This is a genomic window from Roseibium sp. 10G30-5 (assembly GCF_055809635.1).
Genome location: NZ_CM147918.1, coordinates 510,996 through 526,730, shown reverse-complemented (window position 1 = coordinate 526,730; position 15,735 = coordinate 510,996). Strand labels below are relative to the sequence as shown.

The 15,735-nt window shown below is 56.0% G+C and carries 13 protein-coding genes and 3 pseudogenes; 4 read left to right on the top strand and 12 right to left on the bottom strand.

The window, feature by feature from the left end; genetic code table 11:
* Window positions 1-3: 3 nt before the first annotated feature.
* The 7 genes and pseudogenes from AC0L7U_RS02675 to AC0L7U_RS02645 form a co-directional block, all read right to left on the bottom strand.
* On the bottom strand, window positions 4-492 hold the full coding sequence (locus AC0L7U_RS02675) for a GFA family protein (protein WP_473693595.1): 489 nt from the start codon (window positions 490-492) through the stop codon (window positions 4-6).
* A 35-nt stretch (window positions 493-527) separates the two neighbouring features.
* Window positions 528-1,241, bottom strand: a complete 714-nt coding sequence (locus AC0L7U_RS02670) for an alanyl-tRNA editing protein (RefSeq protein ID WP_473693593.1) — start codon at window positions 1,239-1,241, stop codon at window positions 528-530.
* A 150-nt stretch (window positions 1,242-1,391) separates the two neighbouring features.
* Window positions 1,392-2,030: a glutathione S-transferase family protein gene (locus AC0L7U_RS02665; RefSeq protein WP_473693591.1), complete on the bottom strand. Its 639-nt coding sequence runs from the start codon at window positions 2,028-2,030 to the stop codon at window positions 1,392-1,394.
* 33 nt (window positions 2,031-2,063) lie between these two features.
* A complete protein-coding gene (locus AC0L7U_RS02660; protein WP_473693589.1) occupies window positions 2,064-2,432 on the bottom strand; it encodes a LysE family translocator in 369 nt (122 codons plus the stop codon).
* 67 nt (window positions 2,433-2,499) lie between these two features.
* Window positions 2,500-2,610: pseudogene (locus tag AC0L7U_RS02655) on the bottom strand (LysE family translocator); the annotation flags it as partial.
* 373 nt (window positions 2,611-2,983) lie between these two features.
* Complete coding sequence (gene cls, locus AC0L7U_RS02650; protein WP_473693586.1) at window positions 2,984-4,459, bottom strand: cardiolipin synthase; 1,476 nt, start codon at window positions 4,457-4,459, stop codon at window positions 2,984-2,986.
* 362 nt (window positions 4,460-4,821) lie between these two features.
* Complete coding sequence (locus tag AC0L7U_RS02645; RefSeq protein ID WP_473693584.1) at window positions 4,822-5,856, bottom strand: cysteine synthase A; 1,035 nt, start codon at window positions 5,854-5,856, stop codon at window positions 4,822-4,824.
* A 249-nt stretch (window positions 5,857-6,105) separates the two neighbouring features.
* On the opposite strand from AC0L7U_RS02645, the gene AC0L7U_RS02640 reads away from it, so the two are divergent.
* Complete coding sequence (locus AC0L7U_RS02640) at window positions 6,106-6,783, top strand: ChrR family anti-sigma-E factor (RefSeq protein ID WP_473693582.1); 678 nt, start codon at window positions 6,106-6,108, stop codon at window positions 6,781-6,783.
* Window positions 6,784-6,892: 109 nt separating this feature from the next.
* Window positions 6,893-7,732 (top strand): SDR family NAD(P)-dependent oxidoreductase, encoded by an 840-nt coding sequence (locus AC0L7U_RS02635; protein ID WP_473693580.1) that lies wholly within the window; start codon window positions 6,893-6,895, stop codon window positions 7,730-7,732.
* Window positions 7,733-7,857: 125 nt separating this feature from the next.
* Here AC0L7U_RS02635 and AC0L7U_RS02630 read toward each other — a convergent pair.
* The 4 genes and pseudogenes from AC0L7U_RS02630 to AC0L7U_RS02615 form a co-directional block, all read right to left on the bottom strand.
* Window positions 7,858-9,085: pseudogene (locus AC0L7U_RS02630) on the bottom strand (class I SAM-dependent methyltransferase).
* A 55-nt stretch (window positions 9,086-9,140) separates the two neighbouring features.
* A pseudogene (locus tag AC0L7U_RS02625) lies at window positions 9,141-9,965 on the bottom strand (DUF1365 domain-containing protein).
* Entirely contained in the window at window positions 9,962-11,263 is a 1,302-nt protein-coding gene (locus AC0L7U_RS02620) for an NAD(P)/FAD-dependent oxidoreductase (RefSeq protein ID WP_473693578.1), read from the bottom strand. Before AC0L7U_RS02620 ends, AC0L7U_RS02625 begins: the two are co-directional and overlap by 4 nt.
* A gap of 304 nt (window positions 11,264-11,567) precedes the next feature.
* Complete coding sequence (locus AC0L7U_RS02615; RefSeq protein ID WP_473693577.1) at window positions 11,568-12,338, bottom strand: hypothetical protein; 771 nt, start codon at window positions 12,336-12,338, stop codon at window positions 11,568-11,570.
* 563 nt (window positions 12,339-12,901) lie between these two features.
* Between AC0L7U_RS02615 and AC0L7U_RS02610 the strand changes: the two genes are divergently transcribed.
* Entirely contained in the window at window positions 12,902-14,368 is a 1,467-nt protein-coding gene (locus AC0L7U_RS02610; protein WP_473693575.1) for a PAS domain-containing protein, read from the top strand.
* Between the two features lie 103 nt (window positions 14,369-14,471).
* Window positions 14,472-15,218: a PAS-domain containing protein gene (locus tag AC0L7U_RS02605; RefSeq protein ID WP_473693573.1), complete on the top strand. Its 747-nt coding sequence runs from the start codon at window positions 14,472-14,474 to the stop codon at window positions 15,216-15,218.
* A 13-nt stretch (window positions 15,219-15,231) separates the two neighbouring features.
* On the opposite strand, the gene AC0L7U_RS02600 is transcribed toward AC0L7U_RS02605, so the two are convergent.
* Window positions 15,232-15,555, bottom strand: a complete 324-nt coding sequence (locus AC0L7U_RS02600) for a hypothetical protein (protein ID WP_473693571.1) — start codon at window positions 15,553-15,555, stop codon at window positions 15,232-15,234.
* Window positions 15,556-15,735: the final 180 nt, after the last annotated feature.

The following is a 15,735-nucleotide window of genomic DNA, read 5'->3' as shown; positions in this document are numbered from 1 at the left end:
GCTTTATTCGTCCTCTTCCTGTTCGAGGTAGAGACCTTTCTGTCTGTGCCAATCTTCGATGGACAGCTCGGGATACCCATTGAAGTGGATATGGTTCGGTCCATCGGGCACTGCAACCCAGTCGGGTTTCGAACCCAACATGATGTGGACGATTTCCGGTGGTGTCGGCAGGGGCGTATCAATGGCAGAGGCGAGCGGATGGATCAACTCGGGCCAGCGCGGGTCCCACAGATAGAGCGCGCTGCCACAGGCTTTGCAGAAGTGCCGCTCGGCCTCGCTTGTTTTGCCGTCTACGGTGGCATGAAACATCGCCTTGTGATCTGCTCCGGTCACAACAAGGCTTTTCGCGTCGGCCATCAGATTGATGGCATAGCCGCCTCCGCCACCGGTCTTGCGGCAAATGGAGCAGTAACAGCGCATGTAAGGGGTGGGGGTGCGGCTTTCGACGGCAAAGCCAACCTTGCCGCAGCAACAGCGTCCTTCAAGTTTCATGCCGGACCTTTCGTATTGAAATGTGAGCGCGGGTTTCAATCGGCAAAGCTGATGCGCACACGGCGGTTCTGTTTGCCCTTCTTTTCGCTCTTGCCCAGTGTCAGCGGGCCAATCTCATCTGTCCGTGCCACATGGGTCCCGCCACAGGGTTGCAGGTCGATGTCACCGATACGCACCAGCCGCACCCGACCGCTACCGCGTGGTGGCTTCACGGACATTGTCTTGATCAGACCGGGATTGGCATCGAGTTCCTCATCGGTAATCCACTCAAACGAGACAGCGTGATTTCCAGATGCAAGCGCATTGAGCTTGGCGATCGTCTCGTTCTTGTCGAGCGGCGCATCGCCCATGTCGAAGTCGAGGCGTCCCACATCTTCACCAATCTGGCCGCCGGTCACAGGAAAGGGCAAGGCCACCGACAGCAGATGCAAGGCCGTGTGCATGCGCATCAGCTTGTAGCGTCGCTCCCAGTCAATTTCCGCCGTCACACCCTGGCCGACATTGGGCACAGGTTGCCCTTCCGCCGGAACATGGACGATGCGATTTTTATCTGTGTCATAAACCGTGGTGGCGATAGCGATACGCAGACCGTCGTCCAGGATCAGCGTGCCGCTGTCGCCGGGCTGACCACCACCTGTGGCATAGAAAACAGTTTGGTCCAGCAGAATGCCGCCCAGGTCATTCACCTCGACCACCTTGGCAGTGCAGGATTTGAGATAAGCGTCATCGCGGTGCAGAGGCTGGGTCATCGAAGGCTCCCGGGTGGAGTGATTTCAAGAAAGGCAACAGGCATGACACGCAGAGACTTGAAAGACCTGCCTGTCACGAGGGCAAATAAGATTGCCAGGCCGTGGTGTGTCAGTGTTGTGTCGTTCTGTCGCGGCCGTCGGTTTGTGAGATCAGGCGCGCAGCGCGTCGTAATTGACCATGACGTGTTTCTTAAACGCCGGACGCTGGCTAAGGCGACCATAATATGCCTTCAGGTGAGGCAAGTCCGGGCGCACCAAGTCTAGCGTGAAATAACGATACAGCACATGCGCAAGATGAATATCGGCCAGTGTCAGCACATCTCCCGTCAGAAAGGCGTGTTGGGCCAGCTGGGTCTCTGCCTTGACCAATTGCCCTGTAAGGGCTTGCAAGGCGCTCGCGATGGCGGACATGTCGCGCTGATCAGCGGGAGTGCGGACCAGCGGTACGAAGATCGAGCGGGCGAAGGCGGTGGTGACGTTGATTTTGGCCCACTCTGCCCACATGTCGACCTTGGCTCGGGCGCTGAGATCGTCCGGCCAGAAGGGCGCCTTGCCGTATTTGTTGGCGGCGTAACGCAGAATGGCTGCACTTTCCCATACCACTGTGCCATCGGCATCTCGAAAGACCGGCACCAGTCGATGTGGCGTCAGGGCGCCAAAATCTTCAGAATCGAGTCCGCCGAAGGCATGGCCAAGATCGTACCGGGTGAAGGCCAGGTCCATCTCGGCCAGTCCCCAGACGACCGCCTGAACATTTGACGAGGTGGCGCGACCCCAAACTTCGATCATGTGATGTCTCCTGCGTGAATTGTCGTGTGCTGCTCAGTTTGTGGCGGCGCGAACGGCCAGAAGCTTGATGGCAAAAGCTCCCATGATCCCGGCAAACATCCAGTCAAAGCCCCGCATGGCACGCGGCGATGACTTGAGGAACCTCGCCAGCGCTGTGGCACTGAAAACAATGGCGACACTTGCGGGCATCCCGATGACCAGAAAGAACAGGCCGAGGAACAGGATTTTGTGCGAGGCAAAAGGGTCGCTCGGTGAAACAAACTGCGGAAGAAACGTCACGAAGAACAGGATGATCTTCGGGTTCAGCAGATTGATCATGACCCCTTGCAGCCAGATCTGTTTCATCGACTGTGGTTTGCGCGGCTTCGTTGCGTCGAGCTTCAGGGAGGACCCACCGCGCAACGCCTGCCATGGCGAGAAAGATCAGATAAGCCGCGCCGATGTATTTCAAGATGCTGAAGGCAACAGCGGAGGTCGCAAGCAGTGCCGATAGGCCAAACCCGGCCAGAAGCGCATGGACGATCAATCCGTTACTGGCACCGAGCACGGCAACCAAGCCGGCCTTGCGTCCCTGGGTCATGGTCTTGCCCAGAAAGAACGTCATGTCCGGTCCTGGCGTGAGAGCCAGCAGTAGGGCTGTCAGGGAGAAGGCTGCAAGCACGGAAAGGCTTGGAAGAAAAGTCATGATGAGGCTCCGGAGCACATCTGTTGGAGCCGGATGCTAACGAATTCCGACAGGCTTGCCAATCGGTCTGCGTGGGGTCTTTTGCAAGGCTGACTGACGCGGTCAGATAGCGATCTGAGGCTCGCGCCAAAAGGTCTTGGACGTCAAAATCGCGGCGATCCATCTGCGTCAGGCGGCTCAACTGGGCCAACGCCTGCTCTTCACCGTCTTTCTTGCTACACTTTGGGCTTTATGACGCCATTTAAAGCGCATTTATGAGGTTCACTCCTTAGAGCACCGGAGACAGCAGCTTTGCCCCTTGCGACGCCACACGAAAGGCATAGCTGCGCGTGTTGAGGGTTTCCTGCGTCATGATGGTCGATTGATCAAAATCACCTTTCAGCATATCGCTGATCTGTTCGATCATCGTTTGGTCAGTAAACCACATTGTCAGTTCGAAATTGATCCGGAACGAGCGGTTGTCGAAGTTCACCGTACCGACGCTTGCCAGTTCGTCGTCGACCAGGGTGACCTTCTGGTGGGTAAACCCTTTAGTATAGCGGTAGACCTTGATGCCGTGCCGGGTCATCTGATCAGCGTAAGCGTATGTGGCAAGCCAGACAATGCGATGGTCCGCGTCTTCCGGGATCAGTAGACGCACGTCAACGCCGCGCATGCGAGCCGCGTAAAGCGCTGTCATCATGTCGCTGCCCGGGACGAAGTAAGGCGTTGTGATCCACAAGCGCTTGCGCGCACCTGCTGCGGCTTCCACAAAGGCAATGGCGCATTCTTCGACATCAGTGATGGGGCCGGTGGGCATCACCAGCACAGATTGGTTTTCCGGTTGAGAGATCGCTGCTTCATCAGGCAGCTCCAATTCACGCCCTGTCGCCCAGAGCCAGTCTTCGATAAAGGTCAGGGCCGCAGCCCGTGCCGCAGGGCCGCTGATCTTGGTGTGTGTGTCACGCCAGAACTCGAACTGCTCCGATTTGCCCATATAGATGTCGCCGACATTGATGCCGCCGACCCAAGCTGTTTGATAATCGACGACGACAAGCTTGCGATGGTTGCGGTAATTCAGGCGCAGAGACCCTAGGAGCTTCCAATGGCGGTTGCGTCCATTGAAGCCCGTGACCTCAATACCGCAGGCTTCAAGCTTGTCGAGATACTTTTTGTCGAGGGCGCTGCTGCCAATTTCGTCATAAAGAAAACAGACCTTGAGACCGGCATTGGCTTTCTCGATCAAAATGTCCGCCAGCTCATTGCCTATGCGATCATTGAAAACCGTGTAGTATTCAACAAGGATGGTGTGCTTTGCTGCGCGCAGTCCGGCAAAAAGTGATGCAAATTTGGCGGGCCCGTTGATCAGCAGCTCGCAGGAATTTCCGGTCAGGAAGGGCAGTCCCGCAACTCTTGCCAGAACAGACCATTGGCGTGTGTGTTCGCGGTCAAAGAGGCCCATGCGGTCGGCTCGGTCGCTGCGATGCGCACGCGACAGACCATAGGGGACGCGCGGGTAACTGGTGAAGCTGCGGGCGCCGAAAATCAGATACACGAAGACAGTCGGAAACGGCAGGAAGGCCAGAGACAATAACCATGCCACGGAGCCTTGCGGAGTGCGACTGTTCATGACCTCGCGCACCGCGCAGGCGAAGGCTGCGATGTAGAGCAAAAAGGCGAGGGTGGCCAGCAACCCGGGCTGTGGCATTGCGGCTTCCACCCAGCCAATGCCGTCAGTGACATCCCGGCTGGCAATATCCATCATGCAGGCTCCGCTTTTTTAATGGCCGGGCAGACTTCTGTGCAGCACAAGCGCTACTCCTAAAGCCATACGTCAGAGGGTGACTTGATAACAGACCTGCGTTGAGTTCGATCTACTTTGTGCCCGCAGGAGACTGTTCCCGCTTTGTTGCACTCCGTCAATCGAGCGAGACAAGCAGTCCACACCCGCGTTGTGACGCGGGTGTTCCGCGATGTCCTGCAAGTGGGATGGCGCAAGCACTGGATCAAGAACACCGGATGCCTGAAGATCAAGGCGATGGTGCCTCGAGGCTGCCCCGCGCACAACAAAGGGCATGATCGGAGTGTCAGACCATGCCCTTTTCAAACATGAACGGCTGAGTGTGATCAGGCAAAAGGCACTTGCAGACTGACCTTGCGTTCCAGCCATTTCGGCACAGGCAGGTCCTTGGAGCGCAGGAAGTCTGGATTGTAGAGTTTCGTTTGGCTGCGGGTGCCATGGTCGCACAAGATGGTCACGATGGTGTGCCCCGGTCCCATCTCCTTGGCCAGACGTTTGGCGCCAGCCAGATTGATGGCGGTTGACGAGCCAACCAGCAGGCCTTCGTGTTCGGCCAGATCAAAAGCCAGCGGAAATGCCTCAGCATCGCTGATCGCATAAGCGTGATCGACCTTGGTGTCCTTGACGATGGGGGTTGACCGGCCAAGGCCGATGCCTTCAGCCACCGAATTGCCATCAGTTGCGCGGGCCTCGCCATCGTTGAACAGGTGAAACATGCCAGCGCCCAGCGGATCGGCACAGCCAATCACGATGTCGGCGTTCTTCTCCTTGAAGTAGCGTGACATGCCGGACAGTGTTCCGCCAGAACCAACGGCGCATATGAAGCCATCGACCTTGCCACCGGTTTGCTCAAAGACTTCCGGTGCGGTGGTCAGATAATGTGCTTTGGGATTGTCGAGGTTGTTCCACTGGTCGGCAAAGAGCACGCCGCAGTTCTCGGATTTTGCCAGATCTTCCGCCAATCGACGTGCGATGTGCTGATAATTGTTGGGATCCTTGAAGGGCATTGCCGGAACTTCGATAAGTTCCGCACCGCACAAGCGCAGCATGTCCTTTTTTTCCTGGGTCTGGGTTTCCGGGATCACGATGATCGTACGGTAACCGCGCGCCGCGCCGACGAGCGCCAGACCGATGCCGGTGTTGCCTGCCGTGCCTTCGACAATAATGCCGCCAGGCCCGATGTCGCCGCGCGTTTCGGCTTCCAGAACCATCTGCCGGGCAGGCCGATCCTTGACCGACTGCCCCGGATTCATGAACTCGGCTTTGCCGTAAATCTCGCAACCGGTCTCTTCCGAGAGCTTCTTCAAGTGGATGAGCGGGGTCTTGCCAATAGTGTCTAGCACTGAGCTGGAGGACTGCATGCGTCGCGCTTCCGAGTTTGGAGTGATGGATTTGTGCAGACGCTAATGCCGTGCGACAAAAGGATCAAGAAAACGGTTTCTCAAAAGCTGCGAGGTGCTTGAAAATACGTGCTGTGTTGCTTTAATTTATCAAACGACTGATCGGGTGCCTGATGGACCTTCGATCCAACGTGATCTATCACCGTGCTCGCCTCGTATATGGAAACAGTAATCGTGTTTCCCGTATGTCTTGAGCTTAAGAGCGACTTTATGGACAAGAATTCTAACGGTCTCGATGAGCTTTATGCTGCCTACGCTGCTGGTGGGCTGTCTGCCCCGGCACAGGCGCTGGTTGGAGCTCATCTGGAAATTTCGGAAAAAAGCCGCAGCTACGTCGATGGTCTGGAGATACTCGCTGGTCTGGCTGTGGAAGACAGCGCGCCGATCGCCTTCAGCGATCGTGATCAGGCGCTTTCGGCGATCTTCGAAACGGACGGGCCACACATCTCTGCGGATGATGACCCGACAGTGTCTCCGACTGGTTTCGCAGTGCAGCAGATGACAGATGGGTCTGGCATTCCGCGCAGTCTGCGGCCTTATGTGGGCACATCCTTGAAGGATGTGAGCTGGCGGACCCTGCTTCCTGGGGTCAAGGAATGCAAGCTTGGCGAAATGGATGGCTGCGAAGCCTCTTTGTTGTGGGTGCGGGCTGGCAAGGCTCTGCCGTGGCACACGCATGAAGGCATCGAGTTGACGCTGGTGTTGCAGGGCGCGTTCAAGGATGGTGCTGGTCATTATTCGGTCGGTGATATCGCTTTTGGCGATCCGGATGTGGACCACAAACCGATAGCCGATACGGATCAAGACTGTTTCTGCTTCGCTGTCACGGAAGGCCGTTTGAAGCTGACCGGTCCGATTGGCCGCTTCTTTGCTCCTTTTGTGAGCTGATTTTTCGGTGGCGGTACGACCAAAGGTCAAACAGCGAAAAATGTGATTTTCGAGCGTCTTAGGGATCCGTTGCAGGTCGTCTTGCGTAGATAGGGCAAGGAGACACATCATGACAGATACCCGCAAGGCCGCCGACTTTATTGCACATCCAACAGATGGCATTGCCTGGATTACAGGAGCAAGTTCTGGCATTGGTCGCGCATTGGCGCTGAAGATGGCATCTGCTGGATGGCGCGTTGCAGTTACCGCCCGCTCAAAAGACAAGTTGGACGAGTTGGAACGCTCGGCGGACGGTCTGTCTGGCCGCATTCTCGTTTATGCGGGAGATGTCACGGATGCCGACGGGATGGCTGAGATGGCAAAGGACTTGCGGGCAGGTCATGGGCCGATCGCGCTGTTGGTACCAAATGCCGGGGTCTATTATCCTCAAGACGGTCTCAATGGATCGCTGAAGGAGTGGATGGCGACTATCGACGTCAACCTCAAAGGCACGGTCAACGTTCTGTTGCCGGTGATCAACATCATGAAAGATCAGCGCTTCGGCCAGATTGCTGTTGTTGCGTCCGTCGCCGGGTATCGCGGTTTGCCGACGGCGGCCCCCTATGGCGCCACCAAAGCCGGATTGATCAACATGATGGAAGCGCTGAAATTCGACCTGGATCTTGCCGGTATCCGCGCCCAGGTGATCAATCCGGGGTTCGTCGATACACCGGCCACCAAGGGCAATCCATTTGATATGCCCTATTTGCAAACACCAGAAGAGGCTGCGCAGGCCATGTTCGACGGCATGCAGTCCAAGCGTTTTGAGGTGGCGTTCCCCAAGCCCTTTGTGCGTCAGCTCAAGATCCTGCGTTTGCTGCCCTATAAGCTCTATTTCAAGCTGATGGGGCGCTCTACCGGCTGGTCGAAGAAGCCTGCCTACAAGAATGAAGATCCGGATTTGAATTGACGTTCTGACGCCATGATGCCTTATGCTGGCAAAATTCTGTGGTGGCTGATACATCAAAAAAGGCGCAATCCTAAGGGATGCGCCTTTTTTCTTGAGGTAATGTCAGGCTCTTTAAAACCCGATCATCATGCTTTTGTGTAAACCATCTGGCGCACGTCGATGTTGCCCGAGCGAAAGCCTGCTTCGCAATAATGCAGGTAGAATTCCCAGAGACGACGGAACCGCTCATCGAAGCCGAGCGGCTGGATTTGTGGTCAAGGCATTGCGGAAACGGTCACGCCAGTCAGCAACGGTGCGGGCATAATCCTGACCGAAAATCTTTTGTTCAGCCAAATTCAGTCCGAGTGACTTGCTGATTTCGCTCAGTTTGCCGGGAGGGGGCAACATGCCACCCGGAAAAACATGTCGCTGGATGAAATCAGGAGTGCGGCTGTAGTCATCGAAAATCCGGTCCTGAATGGTGATGATTTGCAGGCCGGCCTTGCCCTGCGGCTTCAGGCAGCGCGACAACTGACTGAAATAGGTTGGCCAGTATTTCTGGCCCACCGCCTCGAACATCTCGATCGAGGCAATGCTGTCGAACTGACCGGTTTCATCGCGGTAATCCTGAAACGCCACCTCGACCTTCTCGTTGAGACCGGCATGGAAGATCCGTTCGCGGGCAAAGTCGTATTGCTCGCGTGAAATCGTCAATGCCTTGACGCTGGCCCCAATCTCCTTCCCGACGAACTCGGCAAAGCCGCCCCAGCCACAGCCGATTTCCAGAACCTTCTGCTCGGCTGTGATGCCGATTTCGCGAGCCAATGACGCATATTTGCGGTTTTGTGCGGTTTCCAGATCCATGTCCTCGCTCTCATAGAGGGCGGAGGAGTAGGTCATGCTGGGGTCCAGCCACTCGCGGTAAAAGGCATTGCCGAGATCGTAATGCGCCGAGATGTTGCGTTGCGAACCCTTACGGGTGTTAGAGCGGAACAGGTGACGCAAAGACAGAACCGCCCGCGCAAATGGTTTGCCGGAAATTGCCTGCATGGTGGCATCCCGGTTGACGCAGAACAATTCCAGAAATGTCGTGACGTCGGGCGACGACCAATAACCCGCAATGTAGGCTTCCCCGACGCCTACATCTCCGCGCCGGATGGCGAGTGTGGCGAAGCGCCAGTCGTTGACGATGGCTTCTGCTGCGGGACCTGGCAGTTCTCCGTTGAACATGAAACCACGGCCATCTGGCAGCGTCAGCTTCAAGGTGCCGTATTTCAGACCCGTCAACAGCTTGACGCCCTGACGCACCATCAAGGGCAAGCCTTTGATGGATTGTTTTAAATTATCCTGATTGATCACTATCATCTGTGTCATCGCCTTCTCCCCGAACCCCATTCCCATGTATTTGTCCGCCATCGGTTCGACGACCTCAGACCGGTGTTTTCGATTTCGTTTTCCCCGAATATGGGTCAGAAGCTCCCAGAAACTTTACCCCTTTCAAAGTCAGTTTCAATGCTTGCCAATGGATTGCTGCAATGACTTTGAATGTCATCAGCGGATAGCGAGCCGCATGCCGGACGAGGCTCCGTGTTGTCAGGGCTTCCCCGTTTCCGGCAAAGCTTGCCGAGAGCAGCACTCCGTCCTTGTCCTTTTCCAGAATGCGGATGCGTACGGCCTTTCCCGGCGGCAGCAGCGAGAAATGATAACGCTGCTGCATGTCGATGAAAGGCGACACCCAGAATTCCTTGTCCTGTTCCTAGCGCAAACCCGATTTACTCATCTGCCCTTCGTGCACAGGCGCGACATAGGTGTGAATGCCGCCAAATGTATTGCGCACTTCATAGACGACTGCACAAAGTGCTTCTGCTGCGTCATAAGCATAATAAACGGCCAGAGGGTTGAAGGCGTATCCGAGCAGTCTCGGGTAACACAACAGACGCACCCGATGCGCTGGGGTGAGACCTTCGGCCGTCATCAGCGTGTCGATGTGTTGGCGTAGATTGCTGCCATCTCGCAGCCCGTGATCGCGCTCGTGAAAGCTGACAAGATTGAAGCGGTTGACGGAAAAAAGGCGGCTTTTCGACGCGGCTGTCTCCAGTTGGTCCAGATCAATCAGCAGTGAAAAGACGCGATAGGTAAAGCGGTGGTGCTTCGGGCGCACACGCGCATGCATCACCGTTCCGGCGTAAAGGCTTGCCGCGTCACCGGGCACCGTGCCGTTTTCCTGAACGGATGTTGCAAGCAGGCGTTTCATTCGGCAGCTTCCATGAAAGAGGGGGCAGTCTGAGCGTCGTCTTCCCAAGGGATACGTGCGCCCAGGCTGCGAGCGACGTTCAGGCCAGAGCGCAGTCCATCTTCATGGAAGCCATGGCACGTCCATGCACCGCAGAACCACGTGTTGCGTTTGCCTTGCAGTGTTTGCAGGCTTTCCTGAGCGCCAAGGGCCTTTGCGTTGAACTGCGGGTGATCATAGACATACGTTCCGAACGTGAGAGCCGGATCTGGAGCCTCATTCGGGTTCAGCGTCACGAACAGTGGCTTGTCTGCATCAAGGTTCTGCAATTTGTTCATCCAGTAGCTGACGGTCACATCCTGATCATCGCCCACCGTTTCGTCAGACAGATAGTTCCACGAGGCCCAGACTTTCTTGCGGCGTGGCATCAAGGTGTGGTCGCGGTGCAGATAGACCGTGTTTGGCCGATAGGGAATGGCGGACAGCATCGCTTGTTCTTCGACGCTTGCATCGTTCAGCATGGCAAGCGTCTGATCCGTGTGACAGGCCATCACCACGTGATCGAAGCGGTCTGTGTGGCCATGGCTGTCGGTGATCACAACGCCATTCTCATCGCGTGTGACGTTCGTGACGGCGGTGCCATAGCGAATACGACCATGCAGAGGGGCCAGCAAACGCTCAACATAATTGCGACTGCCACCAGAGACTGTTCGCCAGACCGGTCGATCCAGGTTGACCAGACGGTGATTGCGGAAGAAGGCGACGAAGCTCTCTGCCGGGTAATCATACATTTCACAAAGCGGAGTTGACCAGATCGCGGCTCCCATCGGCAGCAAATACTGTTCGGTAAACGCTTTGCCATAGCTGTTCCGGGTCAGATACGCCCCGAGTGAGACGTCCCGCAGGTGTCCATTGTCGAGATCCTTCACGCAGGTCTTGTTGAAGCGCATGATGTCGCGCAACATGCCGAAGAAGGTCGGTGACAGCAGGTTGCGCCTTTGTGCAAACACCGTGTTCAGGGACTGCCCGGACCATTCAAGCTGGCCCTGATTACAGGAGACAGCAAAGCTCATGTCGCTGGCGTCTGTCTTCACATCCAGGTGTTTCAGCAGATTGGTGAGGTGGGGGTAATTCAGTTCATTATAGACGATAAACCCCGTGTCGACTGACATGGGCGTGCCATCATAGTCAATGTCAACGGTGGCGGAATGACCTCCGGGTCGCTCGCGCTTCTCGTAAAGGATCACCTCGTGATTTTTACTAAGGGCCCAAGCGGCGCTATTGCCGGAGATGCCAGATCCGATGACGGCGATGCGCATGTTGTATCCTTTGTGAGCGGACAGGGAGTTTTTCAAATCAGTATTGTAGACAATACGTTCGCAAACTTTCGGTGGATCACCGAAAACTGGAAATCACTTTGGGGCAGTGAGTGGTGGGTGAGTTCAACGGCGTGGGTCATCTCGGCCAAGAGCAATGGATCTGGCGGATGCGGTGTGACTGCATGATAAAGTTGGCAGGTTGCGTGATCGAAACTTTGAGACGCACATTGGCCGCCCCACGGTAAAGCGGAACGGCCACAGATATGGATAACGCGATGAGCTGCACTCACGCCGTGTTGGTGAATCAGACGCGCACTGTTTTCACGATCCAGGTCCATGCCACCTCGAAGTGGTTCGAGGTGTAGCCGAAAAAGTCGCGAATGCCGGTCCAGATCTGCTGGCCAACGGCGGCCAGATGGAACATGAAGTCACGCGGCTTGACGTCGATCTGTGCCTGACGATCTTCGACGAGGTCGACTGACGTCGTCGTGTCGCCCTGATGTACTGTCGTGTGACTGACGACCTTTTGAATTGCCGGGGTCAGACGGGCCTGATCCTTGGCCACAGCGTTTGCGGCTTGGAGGCGTTGCGGTCTTGCCGTTTGGCGAACAACAATGGCGCGACCATCTGGCAGCAGATGGGTCTCGTTCTCACGCACTTGCGTATTGTAAACGACCTCGCCGTGGCGATCGATCAATTCAACCCAGATCACCGGCTTGCCTTCGATCTGCACTTCCCCGACCCAGATTGAAAACTTGCTTTGCAGTGGATCTGATGGGCTGGCCGAAGCGGCGGCCAGGGTGACGGCCAGACTGTCTTGTTTGAGGGCAAATGTCTTGGTGGTCTGGGATGGCACTGTGCGGGGGGCAGCGGCCTCGGGCTGCACACGGTCCGTTGAACGGGCCAGCGCGGCATCCGGAGACAGACTTGCCATTGCAAGTGCAAACAGCCCTGCCAGATGCGGCAGGAGCCACGCGACGGTGTCTTGCTTACACTGTATCGCCTCGCCAGTCGTGGCAGCCGAAGCGTGCGTGAAGATAGGGCCTTTTGCCTGAAGCAGCATGTTCTTATGCATCTGCGCCTCCTTTGGTCATTTTCTTGACCGCACACAGGAAACAATCTGATTGGCGTTCGGCTCCATCACATTGTGCGGAGCGTGTCGAATATCTGCCGTATTTTTTTCATTATTTTGCCATTATTGCATCAAGCTCTCGTTTTGGCGAGATTTTAAATCGGGTCTCTTTTTCTATCGTGAAGGGAGTATGTATTTCCGCTGCAGGATTTTTCGGGTCATTTTTATCTTGAAATCAGAAATTAAAATAGATTTTACGTTTCATGGTCTTATCTAAAACTGGATTCAGAATGCTTTGATAGAAAAGTATTGTAGTTTTTAACTATGATGTATTCAGATCGTCAAAAATAACTATTAATAAAATCCTCTTGATGAACAGGTCTTTGAGATGTCGGCGGAAGAGAAGCGTGTCGAACAGATGAAGGACAGTGCGATATGGCACGCCCTTCAGGGGCTTATTTCGCCAGTCATGCGAGATCTGACCTGTGGGGATTGCCACTTTGAAGCAAGGTCGCGCTCGTGTTCACACCGGTGGCGGGCCGCAGTGGACGCCGGGCGGGAGAGTGTTGCCCGCAGATGTTATGATTGCGCTCGAAACTCTATCGGATGCTGCGCGAGCTGTGGGCGATGCTGCTCAAGCGACCAACTCGACCACAGTCAGCAAGCCAGCATTTCTGCTCGCGCGTGGGCGTCAGGTGGTCCTGTCTGGCGGTTTTGGCGACGGCGCTCCGGTGGTGCCGGCGGATCATGCTTTCTTCGGTGTCTTGTGCAGTGGGGGGCGATCTGCGGAAGAGCAAGTCGCGGTCGTTCTATGGGGGCCGGATGAACATGCGCTGGAGGAGGCTGCATTTCTGGACCTTGACCGTCATCTGGTTCTGGCCGGCGAGATTGCCACCTTGCAGCGTGATTTGCGAGCCGCACAGGACGCACAACTTGAGGCGACGAATCGGGCTGACCTTTTTGAAGACATGTCAGAGCTGGCAGGCGTGGGCGCATGGGCGCTTGATCTGAAGACCAATGAAATGACGTGGACCGCACAGGCCTGCCGCTTACATGATCTGCCCATCGGCACGGTGCCCACGATCGAGAGTTGGTTCGAGACCCATTGTCCGGAGGCGTTTTACCCAAAGGCGCGCTCGGCGTTTGAAGAGGCTATTCACAACGGTTCGGGCTGGTCGATGCAAATGCCCCTGCGCACTGCTGTTGGCCGTGACATCTGGATCGCCTCCATTTGTCAGCCGGTTTACAGTGAGATGGGCACGGAGCGGCTGGTCGGGGCGTTGTATGAGGTCACAGCCACAAAGCAGCGCGAGGACGAGGCAGAACAAACACAGCGTCTGTATCGTTCGACGCTGGAAGCCCTTTCTGAAGGCATTATTGTTGCCGACCAGAACGGGATTGTCCGGTGGTTTAATACCTCTGCCGAGCAGATCCTTGACTGTTCGACCATTTACGAAGGTATGACGCATGTCTCCACGCTGCCTGTCCGGGAGGTGGGGCAACACCCACGGGAGGAGGCGGAGTTCGGCCTTGGTGATGATGAAGCTGTGGATCCTCCTACTGAGATGAAACAGGGGCCGTTCCTCGTTGCTTTCCTGGAGCAGGCCAGTGCCACTGCGCGCATCGCTTGCGTTGAAGTTGGAACATCGCATGCGCGGCGCTGGCTCAAGGTGCGTTCCCGTCCGTTGGAGGATGAAGTAACGCGGGACCATATCGGCACGGTGATCTCAATCGAAGATATTACCGAGTTGAAGAAGAGCGAGGAACTTCTCAACGAGGTTTTTGAGGCAAGCCCCAACGGCATGGCGATCTATAATCACGACGATGAGCTTGTCATGGCAAACACTGCCTATCGCAAAACCTTAGGTTTGCCGCAGGAGACCGCTCTCCGGCCGATGACCTATAAGGACGTGGTCCTGAACGCGCTGGAGGAGGGATGCTTCATCGAAGCACCGAAAGCGGAGGACAAACGCAAGGCCTTGGCTGGCCAATCGGCTGGATTCTTTTCGGCACTGCCAAGGAGGATTTGTTGAGCGACTGCGATCCGATTTCTGGTGTCAAACGAGTTTCAAGAAAACGGCGTCTTCTTATCGGGTCGCCTTTTTCACGGACGTCAGCACTTTGAAAGAGCAGGGGTTGTTGCTTGAAAATGCGCTGGAACTGATCCCCGGTGCCATCGCCTTTTTTGATCGGCATGACCGGTTGATCCTGGCCAACTCCGCTATGCGGGATCTGTTTGGACAGGTTCCGGAAGACGTGAATGAAGCCACCACGCTGATTGATCTTGTGCGGTTGAATTGCGTGCGAGACGGTATGAACGAGGAAGAGACGTTCGCGTATCTCAGGCAGATTATCCGCGCGCTTCAAAAAAGCCCTAACCTCACCTATGAGCGGGTGATGAAGAATGGCACAAGCTACGAAGTGGAAGTGCGTACACTGGAAGATGGGCGCCATTTCTGCAATTTGCGTGATACGACCCGCGAGAAGACCGAAATGCGTGAGTTGGCAGGGCAGGAGAAGAAAGCGGAAGAGCGGGCGAATTTGTTGGCGCAGACGCTCGACAATCTGGCCTATGGGCTATTGGTTTTTGACGGTGAAGGCACGCTTGTTTATCGCAATGCAAGATATGGTGATGTGCTTGGCTTGCATGAGACTTTGCCGGAGCCCGGTGTAACCTTTCGCGCGGTCGAAGCGTTGGAGGACGCTCACGCCTTTGCATCGGTCGGAGACCCGGTGGATCAAAATGAACAGGCGCTTGCGCAGGCGTTCGTCGGCGATATGTCAGCCAATGTCGTGCGCTACAATCCGGCGACGGGGCTTGCGGCGGCGCAAGTCGCGCTTGATGATGGTGCAACGCTGCGTGTCTACAGCGTCGCACGGTGATGTCTGAGCCGTTCTATTTGATGAATTTGATCTGATTCCGACTGGAAGGATCCAGGCTAGCGATGCACGTGGCATCGGGAGCTTGTGTGTCATGGTCGCGTGAATCAGGCTCTGCCAAGGCGCATCGTGAGGCTTTGTTGACGAGGATCTGGCTCAGCCCATCGCATTTGGTGCCCGCGAGCCGGAATTGTTTGACGACCGTTTTGCCTTTTGGCAGCGCACCAAAATCAAAGGCGGTCATCTTGTCGACCAGACCTTTCTTGTTGAACAGCACCAACTCGTAAGCCACGTCAGAAAGGGCAGTCTGCGTGGCATTCCTCGTGACGAAGGTCAGCATGCAACCTGTGGGCGTCTGGGTGGCCGTGTTGAGTTCCAGTACTCAAATCGGCCCCCTCCGCATGCACCATGTGAGGTGTTGCAAGAGCATAGGTCATGGCCAGAGCCAAGGCGACGGTCAGTCGGCGGCGAAACGGCTGGCGCGGAATGGTCGTAACGGCGCGGTCCTTTTGCATATGGC